Annotated in this window: 15 protein-coding genes and 1 pseudogene; 5 read left to right on the top strand and 11 right to left on the bottom strand. The window is 70.4% G+C overall.

Annotated elements, in window-relative coordinates; translation table 11 throughout:
• Nucleotides 1-31: 31 nt before the first annotated feature.
• The 4 genes and pseudogenes from IH68_RS0136510 to IH68_RS0136495 all read right to left on the bottom strand — a co-directional run bounded on the left by IH68_RS0136510 (nt 32) and on the right by IH68_RS0136495 (nt 8210).
• Nucleotides 32-1453, bottom strand: coding sequence for a S28 family serine protease (locus IH68_RS0136510; RefSeq protein WP_030944046.1), 1422 nt, complete (start codon nt 1451-1453; stop codon nt 32-34).
• Nucleotides 1454-2288: 835 nt separating this feature from the next.
• Nucleotides 2289-5981 (bottom strand): annotated as a pseudogene (locus IH68_RS0136505) (ABC transporter ATP-binding protein); the annotation flags it as partial.
• Nucleotides 5982-6110: 129 nt separating this feature from the next.
• Entirely contained in the window at nt 6111-7130 is a 1020-nt protein-coding gene (locus tag IH68_RS0136500) for an esterase-like activity of phytase family protein (protein WP_030944040.1), read from the bottom strand.
• 225 nt (nt 7131-7355) lie between these two features.
• Complete coding sequence (locus IH68_RS0136495) at nt 7356-8210, bottom strand: serine hydrolase (RefSeq protein ID WP_030944038.1); 855 nt, start codon at nt 8208-8210, stop codon at nt 7356-7358.
• 322 nt (nt 8211-8532) lie between these two features.
• On the opposite strand from IH68_RS0136495, the gene IH68_RS0136490 reads away from it, so the two are divergent.
• Together IH68_RS0136490 and IH68_RS0136485 are read left to right on the top strand one after the other, a co-directional pair.
• On the top strand, nt 8533-10842 hold the full coding sequence (locus IH68_RS0136490; protein ID WP_030944035.1) for an ArnT family glycosyltransferase: 2310 nt from the start codon (nt 8533-8535) through the stop codon (nt 10840-10842).
• A gap of 221 nt (nt 10843-11063) precedes the next feature.
• Nucleotides 11064-11867, top strand: a complete 804-nt coding sequence (locus IH68_RS0136485) for an endonuclease I family protein (protein ID WP_030944033.1) — start codon at nt 11064-11066, stop codon at nt 11865-11867.
• Between the two features lie 4 nt (nt 11868-11871).
• Here IH68_RS0136485 and IH68_RS0136480 read toward each other — a convergent pair whose 3' ends face one another.
• The 3 genes from IH68_RS0136480 to IH68_RS0136470 form a co-directional block, all read right to left on the bottom strand.
• Entirely contained in the window at nt 11872-13560 is a 1689-nt protein-coding gene (locus tag IH68_RS0136480; protein WP_030944030.1) for a thiamine pyrophosphate-binding protein, read from the bottom strand.
• Complete coding sequence (speB, locus tag IH68_RS0136475) at nt 13557-14525, bottom strand: agmatinase (RefSeq protein ID WP_030944026.1); 969 nt, start codon at nt 14523-14525, stop codon at nt 13557-13559. Before speB ends, IH68_RS0136480 begins: the two co-directional genes overlap by 4 nt.
• A gap of 66 nt (nt 14526-14591) precedes the next feature.
• Nucleotides 14592-16052, bottom strand: a complete 1461-nt coding sequence (locus tag IH68_RS0136470; RefSeq protein WP_030944024.1) for a sodium:solute symporter — start codon at nt 16050-16052, stop codon at nt 14592-14594.
• A gap of 122 nt (nt 16053-16174) precedes the next feature.
• On the opposite strand from IH68_RS0136470, the gene IH68_RS0136465 reads away from it, so the two are divergent.
• Both IH68_RS0136465 and IH68_RS0136460 read left to right on the top strand, forming a co-directional pair.
• Entirely contained in the window at nt 16175-17647 is a 1473-nt protein-coding gene (locus IH68_RS0136465; RefSeq protein WP_030944021.1) for a PucR family transcriptional regulator, read from the top strand.
• Nucleotides 17648-17769: 122 nt separating this feature from the next.
• Nucleotides 17770-18558, top strand: coding sequence for a phosphatase (locus IH68_RS0136460; RefSeq protein WP_030944018.1), 789 nt, complete (start codon nt 17770-17772; stop codon nt 18556-18558).
• A gap of 166 nt (nt 18559-18724) precedes the next feature.
• Here the strand turns inward: IH68_RS0136460 and IH68_RS0136455 are convergent, their stop codons facing one another.
• The 4 genes from IH68_RS0136455 to IH68_RS0136440 all read right to left on the bottom strand — a co-directional run bounded on the left by IH68_RS0136455 (nt 18725) and on the right by IH68_RS0136440 (nt 21783).
• On the bottom strand, nt 18725-18907 hold the full coding sequence (locus IH68_RS0136455) for a hypothetical protein (RefSeq protein ID WP_030944016.1): 183 nt from the start codon (nt 18905-18907) through the stop codon (nt 18725-18727).
• A 31-nt stretch (nt 18908-18938) separates the two neighbouring features.
• Entirely contained in the window at nt 18939-19814 is an 876-nt protein-coding gene (gene tesB / locus IH68_RS0136450) for an acyl-CoA thioesterase II (protein WP_030944013.1), read from the bottom strand.
• Nucleotides 19815-19860: 46 nt separating this feature from the next.
• The gene (locus IH68_RS0136445; RefSeq protein WP_030944010.1) at nt 19861-21018 is read right to left on the bottom strand and encodes an acyl-CoA dehydrogenase family protein; all 1158 of its coding nucleotides are present in this window, start codon (nt 21016-21018) and stop codon (nt 19861-19863) included.
• Nucleotides 21019-21186: 168 nt separating this feature from the next.
• The gene (locus IH68_RS0136440; protein WP_030944008.1) at nt 21187-21783 is read right to left on the bottom strand and encodes a TetR/AcrR family transcriptional regulator; all 597 of its coding nucleotides are present in this window, start codon (nt 21781-21783) and stop codon (nt 21187-21189) included.
• A 95-nt stretch (nt 21784-21878) separates the two neighbouring features.
• On the opposite strand from IH68_RS0136440, the gene IH68_RS0136435 reads away from it, so the two are divergent.
• Nucleotides 21879-23495: a carboxyl transferase domain-containing protein gene (locus tag IH68_RS0136435; RefSeq protein ID WP_030944006.1), complete on the top strand. Its 1617-nt coding sequence runs from the start codon at nt 21879-21881 to the stop codon at nt 23493-23495.
• Nucleotides 23496-23506: the final 11 nt, after the last annotated feature.

Here is a 23506-nt window from a genome sequence, read left to right as displayed (position 1 = left end):
ACCGCCGGGCGCAGCGCAGGAGTCGGCGGAGCTACGGGTGCAGAGCCGGCTCGCGCTCCACGTCCCGCACGTCCAGCTTGCTGTCGAACCTGGCCAGCGGCTTCGCCGCGGCCGTGGAGGAGGCGGGGACACCGGCCCACTGCAGGATGCGGGCGGTGGCCAGCGCCTTCTGGTCGGCGACCAGGCCGGCCACGTTGGCGCCGTGGTTCAGCCCCGGTGCCGTGAAGACGTACGCGTCCTTCGCGCCCTTGTCGACACGGAAGCGCTCCGCACCCCACGGGTCGTTCTGGCCGTAGACGAAGAGCATGTGGTGCGCGTTGTGCCGCACCCAGGAGTCGACGTCGCGCATCGCGTACGGCTGGAACTTCATCGGGATGTCGCGCGGGACCAGGTTCCGCGGCGACTCGTAGCCGTAGCGGATGTACTGCTTCTCGATGTACGGGAAGTGGATGTCCGGCGCGCCCAGCTGCGTGCCCGCCTGGTAGTAGTACGGCGTGTACGGCTCCAGGCCCTGGTCCGTGTAGAACGAGAAGCCGGAGATGGTGTCCACGGAGTCCCAGATCGCCTGGTCGGTCGCGGTCTTGGCGTCCGCCGGGATGGTGGCGCAGTCGGACAGCAGGCTGTACTGCCAGAAGCCCCACACGTAGTCGAGGACGACGGCCTCGTACGCCCGGTCCAGGCTGCCGATCGTGGTGAAGGTGTAGCCGTTGTCCGCCGCGTAGGCCGCGTACTTCTTCTCCAGCGGCTCCCGGCGCACCAGGGCCTCGCGCTGTACGGCGTTCAGCCGGTCGCGGCACTCCTTGGTGCCGACCTGCGTGAAGAAGCGGTCGTAGGCGGAGTCCTCGTTGTTGACGACGTCGTTCGGGGCGACGTACGCGACGACGCCGTCCATGTCGCGCGGGTAGAAGCGCTCGTAGTAGGTGGCGGTCATGCCGCCCTTCGAACCGCCCGTCGAGATCCACTTCTTGGTGTAGACGGACTTCAGCGCCTTGAAGATACGGTGCTGGTCGCTGGCCGCCTGCCAGATGTCCAGTTTGCTCCAGTCGGCCGGGGCGGGCCGGGAGGGTGTGAAGAAGCGGTACTCCATGGAGACCTGGTTGCCGTCCACGATCTGGGTCGGCTCGCGGCGGCTGGGTGTCGTGGAGACGTTGTAGCCGCCGGTGTAGAAGACCGTCGGGCGGCTGACGTCCTTGTGCAGCACGGTGATGCGCTGCTGGAACGTGCCCTTGGACGGGTCGCGGTGGTCGACCGGCTGGGTGTAGTTGAGGACGAAGAAGCGGTAGCCGGTGTACGGCTTCTCCTCGATCAGGCTCATCCCCGGTATGGAGAGCAACTGATCCTTGATGTCAGTCGTTCCGCTGGCCTCCGGCTGTGCGGCGGTGGCCGCCCCCGCCGTGCTCAACGTGCCTATGAACACGGCGAGCGCGAGCAGCCATCTGAGCGCCTTGCGCATGCACCCTCCCCTGTGAGTCAGATGTGCGAGCGGAAGCTATCGGAGCAACTCCGCTGCGCACCAGGGGAGATGGGAGATTACTGCTGTGATTGGCGGGTTAGTAGCGCTTCCAGCCACCCGAGTCGTACGACCCGCTGCCGACCGAACCCTTGAGCCACACCTTGCGGTGTCCGACGTACGAGCGGACAGGGCCGGCGTGCTGCGCGAACAGCCCCTTGTCGACGACGGGCTCGAAGCCGCGGGCCTGCAGGCTGACCATCATCGGGCGCTTGCCGCCGCTGCTCTTGGGGACGGTGATCGCGCAGAGGTAGTTGCCGCTCTTGTACAGCCTCACGGAGCCGGTGGAGAAGGTGAACGTCCTGATCTTGCGCCCCGAACAGGACGAGGCATCGGCGGCCTGTGCCTCCCCCGGCGCCGCGAGCGCCAGCAGCCCGGAAGCGGCCAGCACGGCGAGGAGCGCCCCGAGCCGCCGCCGTATCACACCATTGTCCACTGTCATCCCTCCCGTACCCCGGCGATGAGCGTACGGGTGTACGGACGCACGACGTATGTCCGATGGTTGCACGACCGTCAGTAGGACACGCCCACCGGCTCCTCGGGCTCGGCCTCCCCGATGAACGTCCGCCACAACGCGGCGTACCGCCACGCCGCGGTAGCGGCCCATCACGACGCGTCGGCACCCACAAACGTCCGCCACAGAGCCGCGTACCGGCCCTCCAGCGCGAGCAGCTCCTCGTGCGTGCCGTCCTCGACGATCCTGCCGTGAGCTGAACCTCCCTCGGTCGCTCTCGCACCGCTCGGCCCTGGCGGGCCTCCCAGGCTTCGAACGACTGGCCGACGCGTCGGCACCCACAAACGTCCGCCACAGAGCCGCGTACCGGCCCTCCAGCGCGAGCAGCTCCTCGTGCGTGCCGTCCTCGACGATCCTGCCGTGGTCCATGACCACGACGCGGTCCGCGCGGGCGGCGGTGGTCAGGCGGTGGGCCACCACGAGCGTGGTGCGGCGGCCTGCGAGGCGGTCGGTGGCCTGGTTGACCTGGGCCTCGGTGGCCAGGTCGAGGGCGGCCGTCGCCTCGTCGAGGAGAAGGACGTCGGGGTCGACGAGTTCCGCACGGGCCAGGGCGATCAGCTGGCGCTGGCCGGCCGAGAGGTTGCGGCCGCGCTCCGCGACCTCGTGGAGGTAGCCGCCGTCGAGGGTCGCGATCATCTCGTGCGCGCCGACCGAGCGGGCCGCCGCTTCGACCTCGGCATCGGTGGCGTCCGGGCGGCCGTAGGCGATGGCGTCGCGGACGGTGCCCTGGAACAGGTACGCCTCCTGCGGCACGACGCCGAGGCGGTGCCGGTAGGAGGTGATGTCGAGGGTGCGCAGGTCCTGGCCGTCGACCGTGACCCGGCCGCCCGTGGGGTCGTAGAAGCGCGCCACGAGCTTGACGAGCGTCGACTTGCCGGCGCCGGTCTCTCCGACGAAGGCCACCGTCTGGCCCGCCGGGATGCTCAACTCGATGCCGCCGAGCGCCTCTTCGTCGTCGCCGTACGCGAAGTGCACGTCTTCGAAGGCGACCTCGCCGCGCAGGGAGAGCACTTCGAGGGGTTCGTCGGCGGACTTGGTGGAGGTCGGCTCCTGGAGGAGTTCCTGGATGCGGCCGAGGGAGACGGTGGCCTGCTGGTAGCCGTCGAAGACCTGGGAGAGCTGCTGGACCGGGGCGAAGAACAGGTCGATGTAGAGCAGGTACGCCACCAGGGCGCCGGTCGTGAGCGTGGCGTCGTCGACCCGTCCCGCACCCGCTATCAGCACGGCTGCGGCGGCCACGGACGACAGCAGCTGCACGAAGGGGAAGTAGATCGATATCAGCCACTGCCCCCGGATACGGGCCTTGCGATAGCTGTCGCTGCGCTCCGCGAACCGCCGGCCGCCGTCCCCCTCGCGCCGGAAGGCCTGCACGATCCGCAGCCCGGAGACGGACTCCTGGAGGTCGGCGTTCACCACCGACACCCGCTCACGGGCCAGTTCGTACGCCTTCACGCTCGCCCGGCGGAAGAAGAACGTCGCGACGATCAGCGGCGGCAGCGTGGCGAAGACCACGAGCGCCAGCTGCAGGTCGATCACCAGCAGGGCGACCATGATGCCGAAGAAGGTGACGACCGAGACGAACGCGGTGACCAGACCGGTCTGCAGGAAGGTCGAGAGCGCGTCGACGTCGGTCGTCATCCGCGTCATGATCCGGCCGGTCAACTCCCGCTCGTAGTAGTCGAGTCCGAGCCGCTGCAGCTGGGCGAAGATCTTCAGACGGAGCGAGTACAGGACCCGCTCCCCCGTGCACCCTGTCATCCGGGTCTCACCCCGCTGCGCCGCCCACTGCACCACCACGGCGAGCAGCGCCAGCAGCGAGGCCGACCAGACCGCGCCGAGGGCGAGCTTGGAGACGCCCTGGTCGATACCGTGCCGGATCATGATCGGCAGCAGCAGGCTCATGCCCGCGTCCACGGCGACGAGCGCCAGGCTGACCAGCAGCGGCAGCCCGAAGCCGCGCAGCAGCCGCTTCAGGCCGTACGACTCCTCCGGCCGCACCGCCTGTGCCTCGTCGATGTCCGGGGTGTCGTTCGCCGGGGGCAGCGCGTCGACCTCGGCAAGGAGTTCGGGGGTGGCGGGCATCCCGGCCAGCGCGGTGTCCTTGGGCTCGCGGTCGCCGGTCCACAGGCGGGGCGTCAGACCGCGCTCGGCGTCGAACTCGGCGTCCAGCTCGTCCCGTACCGAGGTGTCCTCGGCCGGTACGGAGGGCGGGGTGTGGCCGGGCGAGACGCCGCCGAGCTCGTCGGGGTCGGTGAGCAGACGGCGGTAGAGGGCGGACCGTTCCTGCAGTTCCTCGTGGGTGCCGATGTCGGCGAGGCGGCCGGCGTCGAGGACGGCTATGCGGTCGGCGAGATTGAGGGTGGAGCGGCGGTGCGCGATGAGCAGGGTCGTGCGGCCCTGCATGACCTGCTTCAGCGCCTCGTGGATCTCGTGCTCCACGCGGGCGTCGACGGCGGAGGTGGCGTCGTCGAGGACGAGCAGGCGCGGGTCGGTGAGGATCGCGCGGGCCAGGGCGACGCGCTGGCGCTGGCCGCCGGAGAGGGTCAGCCCGTGCTCGCCGACCTTGGTGTCGTAGCCGTCCGGGAGCTCGGTGATGAAACGGTCCGCCTGGGCGGCGCGCGCGGCGGCCTCGATCTGCTCGTCGGTGGCGTCGGGACGGCCGTAGGCGATGTTGCTGCGCACGGTGTCCGAGAAGAGGAAGGAGTCCTCGGGGACCAGCCCGATCGCGGCCCGCAGCGAGTCGAGGGTGAGCTCGCGGACGTCGTGGCCGCCGATGAGGACGGCGCCGTGGGTGACGTCGTAGAAGCGGGGCATCAACAGGGACACGGTCGACTTGCCGGAGCCGGAGGAGCCGACCACGGCGAGGGTCTCGCCCGGTCGGATCTCGAAGCTCAGCCCGTCGAGGACCGGGCGCTCGTGGTCGTACCCGAAGGACACGTCGTCGAACTCGACGGTCGCGGGTGCGTCGGCGGGAAGTTCCTTCGTCCCGTCCGTCATGGACGGCTGGGTGTCGATCAGCTCCAGGACGCGTTCGGTGCCGGCGCGCGCCTGCTGCCCGACCGTGAGGACCATGGCGAGCATGCGGACCGGCCCGACCAGCTGGGCCAGGTAGGTGGAGAAGGCGACGAACGTGCCGAGGGTGATGTGTCCACGGACGGCCAGCCAGCCGCCCAGCGCCAGCATGGCGACCTGGCCGAGCGCCGGGACGGCCTGGAGGGCCGGGGTGAACGTGCTGTTCAGCCGGATCGTGCGCAGGCGCCCCGCGAACAGCCGCCGCCCGACCTCCCTGAGCTTCCCGGTCTCCTGCTCCTCCTGCCCGAAGCCCTTCACCACGCGTACGCCGCTGACGGCGCCGTCGACCACACCGGCGACGGCGGCGGCCTGGGCCTGGGCGTACCAGGTGGCGGGGTGCAGCTTGGAGCGGCTGCGCTTGGCGATCCACCACAGAGCGGGGGCCACGGCGAGGGCGACCAGGGTCAGCGGCAGCGACAGCCAGGCCATGACCACGAGGGAGATCAGGAAGAGCAGGAGGTTCCCGATGGTCATCGGGAGCATGAACAGCAGGCCCTGGATCAGCTGGAGGTCGCTGGTGGCGCGACCGACGACCTGGCCGGTGGACAGCTCGTCCTGGCGGCGGCCGTCGAGCCGGGTGATCGTCTCGAACATCTCGGTCCGCAGGTCGTGCTGGACGTCGAGGGCGAGACGGCCGCCGTAGTAGCGGCGTATGTAGGTGGCGATGTACACGAGGACGGCGGCACCGAGCAGGGCGCCCGCCCAGGGCGCCATGTGGCGGCTGTGGTCGCCGATGACGTCGTCGATGATCACCTTGGTGACCAGCGGAACCAGCGCCAGGACGGCCATACCGGCGAGCGACGAGCCGAGGGCGAGGAGAACGTCCTTGGGGTAGCGCCAGGCGTATCCCGCCAGCCGTCGTGCCCATCCCCGTTGCGGTTCCACGCGGGTGCCCTCCGTCGCTCAGAAGTCCTGATCTACCGGAAGGCACCAACGCGTACGGGCGGCGATTTCATCCCGCCGCAACAAATCGGGGGACAAAGCGGAGGGGAGGATCAAAAACGGAGGAGACGATCACACACGTACCCGCAAGTAGTAGAACCGCGTCGTCTGCGCCGCGTTCTGGTTGTCGTCGCTCACCAGCAGTACCTTCAGACGGCCTTTCGAGTACCCGGTGACGGCCATTCCCTCGATGTTGTCGAGGAGGGGGTTGGGCTGGGGCTGCTTGGCCGTCGCTCCCAGTGACGGGCAGGTCACCATGTCCGTGAGCAGGGTCTTCCTGATCAGGCGTACGCCGGACTGGCCCGTGAGGTTCTCGGTGCCGCTGGTGTCCGTCGCGTGCCGCGGGTCGGCCAGGTAGAGGCGGACCGTGTTGCCGACGCCGGAGGTGAAGCCGCGCTCCAGGACGAGCAGGCGGCCGTCGGGCGTGGCCTGGACCTCCGGGACACCGAGACCGGAGTCGACCGGGTACGCGTACTGGGCGCCGAGCCGGAAGTGCCCGCCCTTCGTCCGCTCCCAGGTCTGGAAGCGGACGATGGTCGTGGAGTCGCCGGAGATCGCGTTCTCCATCGAGGCCAGGAGGGTGTGGCCGCCGGGGAGGAGGGTCAGACCCTCGAAGGTCTGGTTGGAGGTGGCGCGTCCCGCGGGGGCGACAAGGAGCGAGGACGGGACCGGGAGGCGGTCGAGGATCTTGCCGTCCGCGCTGTAGCGGCGGATGGACGGCTCGGTCTCCGAGGTGATCAGGCGGGTGCCGTCGCCGTCGACGACCAGTCCCTCGCTGTCGAGGGCGGCGCCCTTCTCGTCGGCGAGCGGGACGACGGACTTCGGCGCGAGGGTCTTCCGGTCCAGGCTGAAGAGGGAGGAGCGGTCCTCCAGCGCGGCGATCGAGCCGTCGCGGTCCACGGCGAGCGCGGAGAAGTTGCCGACGAAGGTGCCCTGGTACGTCGTCTTGTCGAGCGCGTCGGAGAAACGGTCGATGGAGACGGAGGGCGAACAGGCATTGCTGTTCTGGGCGTTGGCGGGCCCGGCGGCGGTCAGGCTGGTGGCCGCCGCCAGGGCCGCGGTGACTGTCGCGAGTACGGTTCTCAGGCGCATGGGCGTCACCGTAGGGCGGGTGGGTGACGGGCGGGAGACCGGCAGGGGTCAACTCGCGGCAGGGCCGGCCTGACAAATTCCCGTCGTCCGCCCGGAGGGCGGGCCGCGCGGCGTCATGGGGGTCCCCCCGCGCGAGGTCGTTCGAGCGTGGGGGAGGAGCCACGTGGGCGTTTCGGCAACGCGGCGAGCGTGCGTGCCAGACGCCGCGCGGCAGGCGGGAATTTGTCAGGCCGTCCCTAGATCCCTGTGGATCACCTTCGCCACACCCTGAATGGTGTTGATGCCATAGCTCATGGTGCTGTTGCCCCAGGTGAGCACCGTGATCATGTAGTCGTGGCCGCCGCCGTTGAAGGTGCCGAGGCTGTGCACCCGCCAGCCGTGCGTGGAGCGCTGCAGCCAGCCGTTCTTGACGTGGACCGACACCCCGGAGGGCGCTCCGTACGGTGTGCCCCAGCGCTGCGAGGAGATGACCTGGCTCATCAACTTCAGGATGTACGCACGGGAGTTGTCGCTCAGGACCGTGTTCTGCGCGGTGATCAGCTTGAGCAGCTTCTGCTCGTCGGTGACGTTGATCTGGGTCAGACCCCAGTAGCCGTTCGCGCCCGGCACGGTCTTCGTCATTCCGGCGGCGCTCAGGAAGCCCTTGATCTTCGTCAGGCCGAGCTGCTTCCAGAGCTTGCTGGTCGCGTCGTTGTCCGACTTGGTGATCATGGCCTTTGCAAGCGAGGTCTCGGTGTCGGTCAGATAGCGGTTGTGCTTCTTCGCGTCCCACAGCAGCGTGGCGAGGACGGTGACCTTGACGGCGCTGGCGGAGTCGTAGGACGAGGTGGCTCTGAGCGAACAAGTCGTGTTGGTGGAACGGTCGTAGAGGCCGACCGAGACGGTGCCCGTGCGGTTCGCGAGGGCGGCGGTGATGTCCTTCTGGAGTTTGGTGGCCAGGGCGGCCTTGGAGGACGTACAGCTGACGGTCGGTGTCGTGGCGGCCGCGGCGGGCGAGGCGGCCGCCACGACCGGTATGAGTACGCCGGCCGCGATGCCCGCACCGAGCACACGGGCGCGTCTGGATATGTGGTGAGTCATGGAGGTCCCCCGTCATCTTGATGGCGATGAGCGCACAGCGCACTCGTGGCGCACTCCTGGCGCGCTCACCTCTCTTGACTCACAGGAATGTCCGGAAGTTGTACGCGCGTTCGGTGATTGGCGGTCAACCTACCGCAGTGGCACGGGCGCTCTCGGCGCGGATGACGCCGCGATCACGCGGGCGCCGCGCTCCGTACTGGCGGACACGGGCTGAGGAGCTCGGTCCCGAACCTGTCAAGGACCGCGGGTTCCCCAACTGATTCACAGCTGTTGGCCAGGTTCGCCACAGCGCGCACTCACTCCCCCTTTGCACGATGCGCTCGTGACATCTGCCACCGATCCACTCCCCCACACCACCGAGACCGTGTCCGCCGACTGGCCGCCACCGGCGCCACCTGCGGCACCCCCGGACAAGGCGCCCCGCTGGTCGCTGCCCGCGCTGGTCGCGATCCTGGTCCTGGCGGCTGCCCTGTATGCCTGGAATCTCTCCGGCTCCAGCATGAACACCTTCTACAGCGGTGCCGTCTGGGCCGGCACGCAGAGCTGGAAGGCGTGGTTCTTCGGCTCGCTGGACCCGGGCAACTTCCTGACCGTCGACAAACCGCCGTTCGCGCTCATGGTCATGGGCCTGTCGTGCCGCGTCTTCGGCTTCGGCACCTGGCAGATGATGGCGCCGATGATCGTGGTGGCCCTCGCCACGATCTGGATCCTGCACTCCAGTGTGAAGCGGGTGTGGGGCCACGGCGCGGCAGCCGTCGCCGCGCTGGTGCTGGCGCTCACCCCGATCACCGTCGCGATCAACCGCGACAACAACCCCGACACACTCCTGGTGTTCCTCATGGTGGCGGGCGCGGCGCTCGCGTTCCGCGCCACCCGTGACGAGAAGCTGCTGCCGCTGCTCGGCTCGGCAGCCTGCTTCGGCCTCGCCTTCAACACCAAGCTGCTCGCGGGCTGGATCGCCCTCCCGGCCGTCTTCGCGCTCTACCTCTACGCGTCGAAGGCTCCCTGGGCGCGGCGCATCGTCAACCTGCTCCTTGCCGCGGCCGTGCTGGCCGTCTCCAGCTTCTGGTGGGCCGTCGCCGTCTCGCTGGTCCCGGCCTCCGACCGGCCCTACATCGGCGGCTCCACGGACGGCTCCGCCTGGGACCTGATCATGGGCTACGACGGCCTCGGCCGTGTCCTCGGCGGCGAGGGCAACGGCGGAGGCGGCGGTGGCGGAGGCGGCGGTGGCGGAGGCGGCGGTGGCGGAGGCGGCGGTGGCGGAGGCGGCGGCTTCTCCGGCTCCGCCGGCCTGGGCCGGATGTTCAACGACATCCTCGGCGGCCAGATCTCCTGGCTGCTGCCCTTCTCCGCGATCGCCCTGATCGGCGGCCTGGTGCTGTGCGGCCGGGCCCCGCGCACGGACCTCCGCCGGATGGCACTGGTCCTGTGGGGTGGCTGGACCGTCCTCCACTACGTCATCTTCGCGACCGCCCAGGGCACCATGCACCCCTACTACACGACCGCGCTCGCCCCGGGCATCGCGGTGCTGTGCGGCGGCGGTGGCGTGATGCTGCTGGACGCGTTCCTCGCCGACAAGCGCTGGGCGTGGGTCCTGCCGGCCGCCTTCGGCATCACCGGCATCTGGGCGATCGTCCTCCTTCGCCGAGCCTCCGGCTGGAACACCTGGCTGTGGCCGACGGTCGGCGTCCTGACGGTCGCCGGCATCGTGGGCATGCTGGTCTTCCGCTCCGGCAACCGGGCCCGGCTGCTGACGGCTTCGGTCGCGGCAGCGGCGGTCGCGGCGCTGGCGGGTCCGACGGCGTACGCCGCCTCGGAGCCGTTCGGCAGCACCGGCGGCGGCATGGGCGGCACCAACCCGACGGCCGGCCCCTCGACGGGCGGCGGCATGGGCGGACCCGGCGGTGGCGGCGGCAACCGGGGCGGCTTCCCGGGCGGCGGCGAGATGCCGGGCGGCACCCGACAGGGCGCCCGGAACAGCCAGGCCGGGGGCGGCATGCCCGGCGGGCAGCAGGGCCAGAACGGTGAACTGCCGGGCGGCGGTCAGATGACGCCGGGCGGCGGCAACGGCGAACTGCCCCAGCAGGGCAGCGGCCAGGCACCCCGCGGGACGGGCGACACCGGCGGCGGTACGGCCGGAACGCGCGGCGGCTTCGGCCGCGGTGGCATGGGCGGCGGCCCCCGCGGTATGGGCGGCGCGGACAGCGAGCTCATCTCGTACCTGAAGAAGCACCAGGACGGCGCCAAGTGGCTGCTCGCGGTGTCCAACTCGCAGAGCGCCGCCCAGATCGAGCTCAGCGCCAAGGAACCGGTCATCTCCATGTGGGGCTTCACCGGGTCCGACAACGCGATGACGGTCGCCAAGCTCAAGGAGCTGGTGAAGAAGGGCGAGCTGCACTACATCCAGATCGGCAGCGGGGGCATGGGCGGCGGCCCCGGCGGCGGCAACAACCTCAGCACCGAGGTGTCGAACTGGGTGAAGCAGCACGGCACGGCGGTCAAGGAGAGCGCGTACAGCAAGAGTTCGACGTCGAACGCGACCCCGAACACGAACTCCTCGTCCTCCTCGTCCTCCACGTCCCGGTCGAGCTCGTCGTCGCTCTACCGCCTGGACCCGTCGGACGTCAGCTGACCGACGGCCGACCGGCCGGCACCGGCACCGGCACCGGCACACACGGAACGGCCCCCGATCACCGCTCGGGGGCCGTTCCGCTGCATCAACTCGCGTAGAGACAGGCCGATTTGCCGTTACCGGTAACCCGATCGACACCTTTACTCTCTTTACCTGACAGCATGTCCATGCCACGCTCCCATCTGCCGCCTCCATTCAACCCGCGTAGATGGGACCCCCACATGCTGGCGACACGCACTCGCCGCTGGAAGTCGGTGGCCTGGGCCACCGCGGCCGTCCTGGTCGGCCTCACCGCCCCGGCCCTGACCGCGACTCCGGCCGGCGCCACGACCACCGACTACGACTCGACGTACTACAAGAACGCGATCGGCAAGACGGGGGCGAGCCTGAAGTCGTCCCTGCACACCATCATCAGCAGCCAGACGAAGATCTCGTACGACGCGGTCTGGAACGCGCTCAAGGTCACGGACCAGGACCCGAACAACAGCAACAACGTCATCCTGCTCTACAGCGGTGTCTCCCGCGCCAAGTCCCTCAACGGCGGCGACACGGGCGACTGGAACCGCGAGCACGTGTGGGCCAAGTCCCACGGCGACTTCGGCACCGCGACCGGCCCCGGCACGGACCTGCACCACCTGCGCCCCGCGGACGTGACGGTCAACAGCATCCGCGGCAACCTGGACTTCGACAACGGCGGCAGCACGGTCACCAACGGTGGCGGCAGCAAGGTCGACTCCGACTCCTTCGAGCCGCGCGACGCCGACAAGGGCGACGTGGCCCGCATGATCCTCTACATGGCGGTCCGCTACGACGGCGGCGACGGCTTCCCCGACCTGGAGCCCGACGAGAAGGTCAACAACGGCAGCAACCCGTACATCGGCAAGCTCTCGGTCCTCAAGCAGTGGAACGACGAGGACCCGCCGAGCGCCTTCGAGGAGAAGCGCAACCAGGTCATCTACGACACCTACCAGCACAACCGCAACCCGTTCATCGACCACCCGGAGTGGGTGGACGCGATCTGGTAGCCGATCAGCCGTCCAGATGCGTTGCCGCGAACATCCGCAGCACCGCCGGGAGTACGACCACTGAGGGCCCCCGCTGCGACAGTGCCTTCGCCAGGTCGGTCTCGAGCGTCTCGGGAGTCGTACGGACTCCCGGGACGCCGAACGACTCCGCCAGCGCCACATAGTCCGGCCGCGACAGCTCCGTCGCCGTCGCCTCGCCGAAGGCGTCCGTCATGTATTCGCGCAGGATGCCGTAGCCGCCGTCGTCGACGATCAGCCAGGTGACGTTCAGGTCGTACTGGCGGGCCGTCGCCAGCTCCGCGATGGAGTACAGGGCTCCGCCGTCGCCCGAGACGGCGAGGACCGGGCGGGTCGGGTCGGCCGCCGCGGCGCCGAGCGCTGCCGGGAAGCCGTAGCCGAGGCCGCCGGCGCCCTGGGCGGAGTGCAGGAGGTTGGGGCCGTTGGCGTCGAAGGCCGACCAGGCCCAGTACGCCAGGATCGTCATGTCCCAGAAGGACGGGGAGTCTGCGGGCAGGGCCCGGCGGACGGAGGTCAACACGTCCTGTTCCAGGGTCAGTTCCTGGGACTCGATGCGTTCGGCGACCTTCGACAGGACCGTCCTGACCCGCTCCGGTACCGAAGGATCCGTGCGCTCCGACACCGTCTCCAGCAGCGCCTGCAACGCCAGTCGCGCATCCGCGTGGATCCCCAGCGCCGGGTGGTTGGACTCCAGCTTGCCGAGGTCCGCCTCGATCTGGACGACCCGGCCGCGGGGCTTGAACGTGTGGTAGTTGGAGGAGAGTTCGCCCAGGCCCGAGCCGACCACCAGCAGGACGTCCGCGTCCTCCAGGAAGTCCGTCGTGTGCCGGTCCTCGATCCAGGACTGGAGGGACAGCGGGTGCTTCCAGGGGAAGGCTCCCTTGCCGCCCGGCGTCGTCACGACCGGAGCCTGCAACGCCTCCGCCAGCTGCCGCAGTTTGCCCGAGGCGTCGGCCCGTACCACTCCCCCGCCCGCGATGATCGCCGGACGGGCGGCGCGCGACAGCAGGTCGGCGGCCACCGCCGTCAGTTCGGGGCGCGGCACCACGTCCTCCGGCGTCGCGTCCACTCCCGTGACCACCGGCAGCGAGGTCTGCGCCAGCAGTACGTCCTGCGGGATCTCCACCCACACCGGGCCGTGCGGGGCGGTCAGGGCCGACTTCCAGGCCGCTGCGATCGCGGACGGAATCTGGGACTGGGTGCGGACCGTGTGGACCGACTTGACCACGCCCCGGAACGAGGCTGCCTGGTCCGGGAGTTCGTGCAGGTAGCCGTGCCTGCCGCCGCCCAGTCCCGCCGTCGGGATCTGGCTGCTGATCGCGAGCACGGGGGCGGAGGCCGCGGCCGCCTCCTGGAGCGCGGCCAGGGACGTCAGGGCTCCCGGGCCGGTCGAGAGGAGCAGCGGTGCCGCCTCGCCCGTGAGCCGGCCGTACGCGTCCGCCGCGAACCCCGCGTTGTTCTCCACCCGCAGGCCCACATACCGCAGCGCCGACCGGCGCAGCGCGTCGAACATGCCCAGCGCGTGCTGGCCGGGCAGCCCGAAGACCGTCGTCGCGCCGAGTCCGGCGAGCGTCTCCACGACCAGGTCTCCGCCGTTGCGGCCGGGAGGAGGGTTCAGAGCGGCGGAAATCTGCGCCGGGGTCGGGCGGAGTTCCAGGTCGTGGTCGTGGGTCACTTCGCGCGGGCCTCGGCAATCTGGCGGGACATGATCGTGGTCAGTTCGTACGCCGTGTGGGACGCGGCCACCGACGTGATCTCCGCGTGATCGTACGCGGGTGCCACCTCGACGACGTCCGCCGAGACCAGGTTGCAGGAGGCCAGGCCCCGCAGGATCTCCAGCAGCTCCCGCGAGGTCATGCCGCCCGCCTCCGGGGTCCCCGTGCCGGGCGCGTGCGCCGGGTCCAGGCAGTCGATGTCGATGGAGATGTAGAGGGGGCGGTCGCCGATGCGCTGCCGCAGCTGGTCGGCCACCTCGTCCACACCCCGCCGCATCACATCGGCCGACGTCACGATGCCGAAGCCCATCTTCTCGTCGTCGGCCAGGTCCTGCTTGCCGTACAACGGCCCCCGGATGCCCACGTGCGACAGCGCCGAGGTGTCGAGGATGCCCTCCTCCACCGCCCGCCGGAACGGCGTCCCGTGCGTGTACTCGGCGCCGAAGTACGTGTCCCAGGTGTCGAGGTGCGCGTCGAAGTGGAGCAGGGCGACCGGGCCGTGCTGCTTCGCGACGGACCTGAGCAGCGGCAGCGCGATCGTGTGGTCGCCGCCCAGGGTCATCAGCCGCGCGCCCGTCCCCAGCAGCTCGTCCGCCGCGGCCTCGACCGTCTCGACCGCCTCGTTGATGTTGAACGGGTTCACCGCGATGTCCCCGCCGTCCGCCACCTGCGCCAGCGCGAACGGGGACGCGTCCTGCGCCGGGTTGTAGGGCCGCAGCAGCCGGGACGCCTCGCGGATCGCGTTGCCGCCGAAGCGGGCGCCCGGCCGGTACGAGACGCCCGAGTCGAACGGCACGCCCACGACCGCGACGTCCGCACGCCCGACCTCGTCGAGGCGGGGCAGCCGGGCGAAGGTCGCGGGTCCGGCGTACCGCGGGATGCGGGAGGAGTCGACGGGGCCGCGGGGCGTCTCGTTGCTGCTCATGGAGTAATGCCTTCTTTCCTACGCTTCATCGCGTATGGAGCGATAAGTACTGCTTCTTGTACGACTCTACTGGGGAGCCGGGACCGGTTCGGACGCGAGTTCGGAGGTCCGTCCCGCGAGGCGCTCGCGCCAGGTGGCGAGGACGACCTCGTCCGTGGGCTTCGTCCCCAGGGAGACCGCCACATATGCGACGAGGGACGACAGAAGGCCGTAGTACACCGGCTCGTTGGCGAGGATGCCGTAGCCGGCCATCAGGCCGATGACCGCGAGGCCGCCGACGATCACCGAGGCGAGGGCGCCCTGCACGGTGCCGCGCTTCCACAGCAGCCCGCCGAGGATGGGGACGAGGAGCCCGCCGACCAGCAGGTTGTAGGCCACCGTCAGCGCCTCGACGACGTTGTTGAGCGCGATCGCCGTGCCGATCACCGCGAGGCCCATGATCAGGATGAAGGCGCGGTTGCCCTTCACCTCGTCGTGCTCGCCGTCGGACCCCCGTACGGCCCCTCGCAGCCGCGACCAGATGTCGTTGTTGGCCACGGTCGCGCAGGCGATCAGCGCGCCGGAGGATGTGGACATCACGGCGGCGAGCGCGGCGGCCAGTACCAACCCCCTTACGCCGACCGGGAGTTCGTCCTTGACGATGGTCGCGAAGGCGTCGTCCGGGCTACCGAGCTTCGGGTACAGCACCTTGGCGGCCGTACCGATGACGGCGCCGGCGAGGGCGTACGCGAGACAGTAGGTGCCCGCGACCGTGCCGCCCCACCTGGCCGTCGTGTCGCTGCGGGCGGTGAAGACGCGCTGCCAGATGTCCTGCCCGATGAGCATGCCGAACGTGTAGATCAGGACATAGGTGAAGATCGTCTCGCCGCCGATGCCCAGCGGGTCGAAGTACTCGGTGGGCAGCTTGGCCTTCATCTCGGAGAAGCCGCCGGCCTTGACGACCGCGATGGGCAGCAGGAGCAGCAGGACGCCGATCGTCTTCACCACGAACTGCACCATGTCGGTGAGCGTGATCGACCACATGCCGCCGAGCGTCGAATACGCGACGACGATCGAGCCGCCGAGGATGATCGCGACCGTGCGGTTCATGTCGAAGAGGACGTCGAAGATCGTGGCGTACGCGATGGTGGACGTCACCGCGAGCATGAGGGTGTACGCCCACATGACGACGCCCGAGATGACGCCCGCGCGGCCGCCGTACCTGAGGTCCAGCATCTCGGAGACGGTGTAGACCTTCAGGCGCGCGATGCGGGCGGAGAAGAAGACGGACAGGGCGAGCAGCCCGAGGCCGATGGTGAAGACCATCCAGGCGCCGGAGAGGCCGTACTGGTAGCCCAGCCCCACGCCGCCGATGGTGGATGCGCCGCCGAGGACGATCGCGGCCATGGTGCCGGAGTACATGGCGGGCCCGAGGCGGCGCCCCGCGACCAGGAACTCGCTCTTCGACCTGGCGCGGCGCATGCCCCACCAGCCCATGGCCAGCATTCCGGCCAGATAGACGACGATCACTGTGTAGTCGATGGCCACGGGGCCCTCCTTCGCTCGGTCTCGCCGGCGGGTGATGAGCACTGACACTAGGTGGCTGAAAAGCGACTGCGAAGTGTACGTTTCATCCATTCGAGCCGTACGGGGTGGAGGGAACGCACACCATGCCGGATTCCGCGGTTCCCGCCACGCCACCCACGCCACCCGTGCCTCTCTCGGCACTCCTGGCCCGTGAGGACCTGGCCCTGCGGCAGATCGCGGGGCCCACCGACCCGGGCATCGTCATCCACTGGGCGCACACCTCGGAGATGGCCGACCCGTACCCGTATCTGCTGGGCGGGGAGCTGCTGCTGACGGCAGGGGTCCATGTTCCGGAGGCCGCCGGTTCCGGCACGTACTTCGACGACTACGTGTCGAGGATCGTCGCGGCGGGCGGCGCGGCCCTCGGCTTCGGCCTGGCTCCCGTGCACGACTCGGTGCCGCGCGCGCTGGTGGCAGCGTGCGACGCGCACGAGCTGCCGCTCGTCGAGGTCCCTCCGCAGACCACGTTCTCCGGCATCGCCCGCGCCGTCTGGCAGCTGATGGCCCAGGCCCGCCTCGCCGAACTGCGCCGTGTGACGGAGGCCCAGCAGAGCCTCGCGGCGGCGGCCTCCCGCCCGGACCCGGTGCCGTCGGTGCTGCGGCAGCTGGCCCAGCGGGTGGGCGGCCGGGCGGTGCTGTACGGGCCGGAGGGGGCGGAGATCGCATCCGCGGGGCGTCCGGCGGAGCCCGGCGTCCGGGAGGCGCTGGCCGGGCTCGCGGCGGTCGTGCGCCCCTCCGGTCCGGGGACGCCCACCTCCGCCACCGACACGGCAGCCGGCACCCACCTCGCCGCCTACGCGCTCGGCGCCGGGCAGGGCTTCGTGCTGGGGATCGCCGCACCGCAGCGGGACCCGGGTGACCACACCATCGCCTCCGTCGCCGCCGTCCTGCTCTCGCTGCTCACCGGCGAGCACCAGAGCGGCACGGGGGCGGCACGGTCGTCCGCGCTGGTACGGCTGCTGCTGGGGACGCCGCCGGCCGACGTGGCCGCCCTCCTCGGGCCCGGGCCGTGGCTCGTGGTGCACGCCCGGCCGGATGCGCAGGCCCCCGACCCGGTGGCCGCCTCGGCGCTGGGCGCGGCCCTCGGGTCGCCGCTGGTCGACCTGGCGGACGACGTCGTACGGGTCCTGGTGCCGGCCGACCGCGAACCGGCCGCACAGCCGGGCTGGACGCTGGGCGTCAGCGCCGCCTCGTCCCCGTCCGGGTGGCCGTCCGCCGACACGCAGGCCGCCCGCGCGCTGGCCCGCGCCCGTGCCACCCGCGCGGCGCTGGTCCGGCACGGCGACCGGGCGGGCCTCGCCGACCTGGTGCCGTCCGACGAGGCCGCGGCCCATGCCCGTACGCTCCTCGCCCCGGTCGCGGGCACCCCCGCGCTGGCCGAGACCCTGCGCACCTGGCTGTCCCTGCACGGCAGTTGGGACCGTACGGCCGTCGCCCTGTCCGTCCACCGCAACACGGTCCGCCAGCGCATCGCCCGCTGCGCCGCGCTCCTCGACACGGACCTGGACGACCCGGACGTACGCATGGAGCTGTGGTTCGCGCTGCGGCAGGAGTAGATACGAGGGGAACAGGTACGGCAGCAATAGGTACGCAGGCCCATGTCGCTGAGTACGTGACTCGCGTCCCAGCGCGCCGGACGCCAGGGAATCGGACAGTCGCCTGCCTCACAATGGGTTTCATGCCGATACCCGGGACACCCAGCCGCGCCGAGCTCGTCGAGCACCTCGTGAAGACCCGCATCGCGGGCGACGTCGCCACCCCGCGCGAGAACAACCTCTCCCACTACCGCCAGCTCGCGAACGGCGTCCGCAACTTCTGGCTCGGCCTGGAACTCGGCGACCGGTGGACCGACGAGCAGGACGTGCTCGCGGTGATGGCGGAGCGGGTGGGGGTGAACGACGACCCCGAGTACCGGTACGGCCAGGACACCATCGATCCCGAGCTGACGGTGGGCGGTCTGGAGCGGATGGCGGCCCGGCTGCGCAAGGCGGCCGATGGGCAGCAGCGGGTGCTGTTCGCGACCGGCCACCCGGGCGGCCTGCTCGACGTGCACCGCGCCACGGCGGCCGCGCTGCGCTCAGCCGGCTGCGAGATCGTGGTGATCCCGGAGGGCTTGCAGACCGACGAGGGGTACGTCTGGCAGCTCGCGGACGTGGCGGTCCTGGAGCACGGCGCCACCCTGTGGCACACGCACTCCGGCGAGCCGATGAAGGCGATCCTCACGGCACTCGAGGAGGAGGGCCGCCCGCTGCCCGACCTGGTCGTGGCCGACCACGGCTGGGCGGGCTACGCCGGCCAGCACGGCGTCGACTCCGTCGGCTACGCCGACTGCAACGACCCGGCGCTCTTCCTCGCCGAGGCCGAGGGCACCGTACAGGTGACGGTCCCGCTCGACGACCATGTGCCGAGCCCACGCCACTACGACCCGATGACGGCGTACCTGCTGGCGGAGGCGGGCCTGCAGTGACCCGCCCAATGATCATCTTCCGACCGGGCGAAGGCAAGATCACCGCAATGCCTTGAGCGGCATACCGGTGCAGACGCCACACCGGCGAGTTCCCGGGCCCAGGTGCGAACCTGGGCCCACCCGCTTCTTGGGGAAGTCAACCTCGGCCCGCAGCCGTTCCAGCGCCTCACGCACGCGCGCGCAGAGCCGTGTGCCCGGCGAGGCCGCGCACGCCGAAGTCCTCGAGCACGCTGGGTTCGTTCCAGGCCGCCGCCACGGCGGGCTCGGCGAGCAGCTCGGAGACGGTGTCCGCCGCCTCGAGGAATGCGCCCCGGATCCGCCCGCCCCGCCAGTTCCACGATTCACTCATGGGCCCATCCCGGCGCGGCGGCGGGACCGTATCAACCGAGTTCGCGTGGGACCCGGACCAGCCCTTCCTGGATCACCGAGATGGCCAGCTGCCCGTCCTGGGTGTAGATACGGGCCTGGCCGAGTCCGCGGCCGCCGTGGCTCGTCGGCGACTCCTGGTCGTAGAGCAGCCATTCGTCGGCGCGGAAGGGCCGGTGGAACCACATGGCGTGGTCGAGCGAGGCTCCGACCACGTCGCCGACGGCCCAGCCGCCCCGGCCGTGCGCGAGCAGCACCGAGTCGAGCAGGGTCATGTCCGAGACGTAGGTGGCGAGGACGACATGCAGCAGGGGGTCGTCGTCGAGCTTGCCGTTGGTGCGGAACCACACCTGGGAGTGCGGCTCCCGCGGCTCGCCGAACTTCCCGTACGGCGGCTCCTCGACGTAGCGCAGGTCGACGGCCTCGCGCGCCTCCAGGAACTTCTCCACCACCGCGGGGTCGAGGTGGCCGTAGCCGCGCAGCCGCTCGTGGGAGGTGGGCAGCGTGGCCGGGTCGGGCGCCGCGGGCATCGGCGTCTGGTGGTCGAGGCCGTCCTCGTCCGTCTGGAAGGAGGCCGACAGATGGAAGATCGGCTTGCCGTGCTGGACGGCGACCACCCGGCGGGTGGTGAAGGAGCGGCCGTCCCGGATGCGGTCGACCTGGTAGACGATCGGTGCGCCGGGGTCGCCGGGGCGCAGGAAGTACGCGTGCAGCGAGTGGGCGTGCCGGTCCGCGGGGACCGTGCGACCGGCGGCGACCAGCGCCTGGGCCGCGACCTGTCCGCCGAAGACGCGGGGAACGACGGCGGACCGGGACTGGCCGCGGAAGATGTCCTCCTCGATCTGCTCGAGGTCGAGCAGATCGAGGAGGCCCTGTAGTGCCTGGCTCATGGCAGACAGTTGTACCCGCCAGTGATTTCTTGGGGTTTCCTGGGCCTTACAGGCCCATGTCCTTGGCGATGATCGTCTTCATGATCTCGCTGGTGCCGCCGTAGATGCGGTTGACGCGGTTGTCCGCGTACAGGCGAGCGATCGGGTACTCGTTCATGAAGCCGTAGCCGCCGTGCAGCTGGAGGCAGCGGTCGATGACGCGGTGCGCGACCTCGGTGCAGAACAGCTTGGCGGAGGCGGCCTCGGCGGGCGTCAGCTCACCGGCGTCGAGGGCTTCGAGCGCGCGGTCGGCGACCGCTTCCGCGGCGTCCACCTCGGCCTGGCAGGCCGCCAGCTCGAACTTGGTGTTCTGGAAGGACGCGACGGGCTTGCCGAAGACGGTGCGCTCCTGGACGTACTCCTTGGCGAACCGCACGGCGGCCTTGGCCTGCGCGTAGGCACCGAAGGCGATGCCCCAGCGCTCGGAGGCGAGGTTGTGGCCCAGGTAGTAGAAGCCCTTGTTCTCCTCGCCGAGCAGGTCCTCGACCGGAACCTTCACGTCGACGAACGCCAGCTCGGCGGTGTCGGAGGTCTTCAGGCCGAGCTTGTCGAGCTTGCGGCCGATGGAGTAGCCCTCGGACTTGGTGTCCACGGCGAACAGGGAGATGCCGAAGCGGCGGTCCTCGGCGGTGGGCGCGGAGGTGCGGGCGCAGACGATCACACGGTCGGCGTGCACGCCGCCGGTGATGAAGGTCTTGGAGCCGTTGAGGACGTAGTGCGTGCCGTCCTCGCTCAGCTTGGCGGTGGTCTTCATGCCCGCGAGGTCGGAGCCGGTGCCCGGCTCGGTCATCGCCAGGGCCCACATCTCCTCACCGGAGACGAACTTCGGCAGGAAGCGCTTCTTCTGCTCGTCGCTGGCGAGCATCTTGATGTACGGCAGGCCGAGCAGCACGTGCACGCCGGAGCCGCCGAACTGCACGCCCGCGCGCGCGGTCTCCTCGTACATCACGGCCTCGAACTTGTACGAGTCGATGCCGGCGCCGCCGTACTCCTCGTCCACGCGGATGCCGAAGATGCCGAGCTCGGCGAGCTTGTAGTAGAAGTCGCGCGGCGCCTGGCCCGCGGCGAACCACTCGTCGTAGACAGGAACGACCTCGGCCTCGATGAAGGCCCGGAGGGTCTCCCGGAACGCCTCGTGGTCCTCGTTGAACACCGTACGGCGCACCGCCGGCCCCTCTCTGCGCCTAAACCGGCGCCGCTCTCGCGTACGTGGTTGCTCGCCGCCTGGGTTCCTCAATTGATGGTTGCGGCCCACAGTGGCTAAGCGCTTGCTCAGAAACAACCGTACCGGCGAGTACGAATGACGTCCAGAGGCCTCCAGCCGTAACGCTCGTCACTCCGCCGCGGCCGCCGCGAAGGCCCCCCGCGCCATCCGGTGCAGCAGCTCCGCCGTCGCCCCGCGGCCCGGGAGCGAGCCGGGGCGGCCCAGGTGCGGGGTCGAGTTCAGGAGGCCGAAGACCGAGTGCACGGCGGAGCGGGCGGCGGGTTCCGCGATACCCGGATAGACCTCCCTCAGCACCTCCACCCACAACTCGACGTACTGCCGCTGCAACTGCCGCACCAGCTTGCGGTCGCTGTCCCGGAGGCGGTCCAGCTCGCGGTCGTGCAGGGTGATCAGGGGGCGGTCGTCGAGCGCGAAGTCGATGTGCCCCTCGATGAGCGAGTCGAGGACCGCGTCCGCAGGACCACCGTCCGCCTCCGCCAGGCGCCGCTTGGCACCGGTCAGCAGCTGGCCGCTGATCCCCACCAGCAGCTCGGCGAGCATCGCGTCCTTGCCCGCGAAGTGGCGGTAGAGACCGGGGCCGCTGATGCCGACGGCGGCACCTATCTCGTCGACTCCGACCCCGTGGAAACCGCGCTCGGCGAAGAGCCGCGCGGCCTCCTTGAGGATCTGCTCGCGGCGGGTGGGGGCGTCGGTTCTGGTGGCCATGGAAGCAATTCTAGACAGGGAGGTTAGCGGTCGTTAACCTGAAGGAAATGGTTAACGCTCATTAACAGTCGACCACTGGGTGAGGGGACCGCAGGATGCACGAGGCACCGGAGCTGACGAGCGCGGCAGACCCCGCGTCGGAGGCCTGGCGGGCCAACGAGGCGGCGCACCGCGCGCTCGTCGAGGAGCTGCGCGGCAAGCTGGCCGCGGCCCGGCTCGGCGGCGGCGAGAAGGCGCGGGCCAGGCACACCGCGCGCGGGAAGCTGCTGCCGAGGGACCGGGTGGACACGCTGCTCGACCCGGGCTCACCGTTCCTGGAGCTGGCACCGCTGGCCGCCGACGGGATGTACGAGGGGGCCGCCCCGGCCGCCGGGGTCGTCGCGGGCATCGGGCGGGTCAGTGGGCGCGAGTGCGTGGTCGTCGCCAACGACGCCACCGTCAAGGGCGGCACGTACTACCCGATGACCGTGAAGAAGCACCTGCGCGCCCAGGAGGTGGCCCTGGAGAACCACCTGCCGTGCATCTACCTGGTCGACTCCGGGGGCGCCTTCCTGCCCATGCAGGACGAGGTCTTCCCGGACCGGGAGCACTTCGGGCGGATCTTCTACAACCAGGCGCGGATGTCCGGAGCGGGGATCCCGCAGATCGCCGCGGTCCTCGGGTCGTGCACGGCCGGCGGGGCGTATGTCCCGGCGATGAGCGACGAGGCGGTCATCGTCCGCAACCAGGGCACGATCTTCCTTGGCGGGCCGCCCCTGGTGAAGGCCGCCACCGGTGAAGTGGTGACCGCCGAGGAGCTGGGCGGCGGCGAGGTGCACTCCCGGGTCTCCGGCGTGACGGACCACCTGGCCGAGGACGACGCGCACGCGCTCAGGATCGTGCGGAACATCGCCGCCACGCTCCCCGCGCGCGGGGCACTGCCCTGGGAGGTCGCGACGGTCGCAGAGCCCAAGGTGGATCCGTACGGCCTCTACGGCGCGGTGCCGGTCGATCCCCGCACCCCGTACGACGTCCGCGAGATCATCGCGCGCGTGGTGGACGGCTCCCGTTTCGCGGAGTTCAAGGCGGAGTTCGGGCAGACCCTGGTCACCGGGTTCGCCCGGATCCACGGCCACCCGGTCGGGATCGTCGCCAACAACGGCATCCTGTTCTCCGAGTCCGCCCAGAAGGGCGCCCATTTCATCGAGCTCTGCGACCAGCGCGGCATTCCGCTGGTGTTCCTGCAGAACATCTCGGGCTTCATGGTCGGCAGGGACTACGAGGCGGGCGGCATCGCGAAGCACGGCGCGAAGATGGTGACGGCCGTGGCCTGCACCCGCGTGCCGAAGCTGACGGTCGTGGTCGGCGGCTCGTACGGCGCGGGCAACTACTCGATGTGCGGGCGGGCCTACTCGCCCCGCTTCCTGTGGATGTGGCCCGGCGCCAAGATCTCCGTCATGGGCGGCGAGCAGGCCGCCTCCGTCCTCGCGACCGTCAAGCGTGACCAGCTGGAGGCGCGGGGCGAGGAGTGGCCCACGGAGGACGAGGAGACCTTCAAGGCGCCGATCCGGCAGCAGTACGAGCGCCAGGGCAACGCCTACTACGCCACCGCCCGCCTCTGGGACGACGGCGTGATCGACCCGCTGGAGACCCGCCAGGTGCTGGGACTCGCGCTGACCGCCTGTGCCAACGCGCCGCTGGGTGAGCCCCAGTTCGGCGTCTTCCGGATGTGAGGAGGGGACCC

The sequence above is a fragment of the Streptomyces sp. NRRL S-646 genome, from assembly GCF_000720765.1.
In the GTDB taxonomy this organism is placed as follows: Bacteria; Actinomycetota; Actinomycetes; order Streptomycetales; family Streptomycetaceae; genus Streptomyces.
Note: the sequence above shows the minus strand (reverse complement) of the source record. Positions and strands in the feature narration are given on the sequence as shown.

What these genes read in the sequence shown, in the direction of transcription:
- IH68_RS0136510 (WP_030944046.1), bottom strand. Translation starts at nt 1,453, where the DNA reads ATGCGCAAGGCGCTCAGATGGCTGCTCGCGCTCGCCGTGTTCATAGGC.
- IH68_RS0136500 (WP_030944040.1), bottom strand. Translation starts at nt 7,130, where the DNA reads ATGCGCCTGAGAACCGTACTCGCGACAGTCACCGCGGCCCTGGCGGCG.
- IH68_RS0136495 (WP_030944038.1), bottom strand. Translation starts at nt 8,210, where the DNA reads ATGACTCACCACATATCCAGACGCGCCCGTGTGCTCGGTGCGGGCATC.
- IH68_RS0136485 (WP_030944033.1), top strand. Translation starts at nt 11,064, where the DNA reads ATGCTGGCGACACGCACTCGCCGCTGGAAGTCGGTGGCCTGGGCCACC.
- speB (WP_030944026.1), bottom strand. Translation starts at nt 14,525, where the DNA reads ATGAGCAGCAACGAGACGCCCCGCGGCCCCGTCGACTCCTCCCGCATC.
- IH68_RS0136465 (WP_030944021.1), top strand. Translation starts at nt 16,175, where the DNA reads ATGCCGGATTCCGCGGTTCCCGCCACGCCACCCACGCCACCCGTGCCT.
- IH68_RS0136460 (WP_030944018.1), top strand. Translation starts at nt 17,770, where the DNA reads ATGCCGATACCCGGGACACCCAGCCGCGCCGAGCTCGTCGAGCACCTC.
- IH68_RS0136455 (WP_030944016.1), bottom strand. Translation starts at nt 18,907, where the DNA reads ATGAGTGAATCGTGGAACTGGCGGGGCGGGCGGATCCGGGGCGCATTC.
- tesB (WP_030944013.1), bottom strand. Translation starts at nt 19,814, where the DNA reads ATGAGCCAGGCACTACAGGGCCTCCTCGATCTGCTCGACCTCGAGCAG.
- IH68_RS0136440 (WP_030944008.1), bottom strand. Translation starts at nt 21,783, where the DNA reads ATGGCCACCAGAACCGACGCCCCCACCCGCCGCGAGCAGATCCTCAAG.
- IH68_RS0136435 (WP_030944006.1), top strand. Translation starts at nt 21,879, where the DNA reads ATGCACGAGGCACCGGAGCTGACGAGCGCGGCAGACCCCGCGTCGGAG.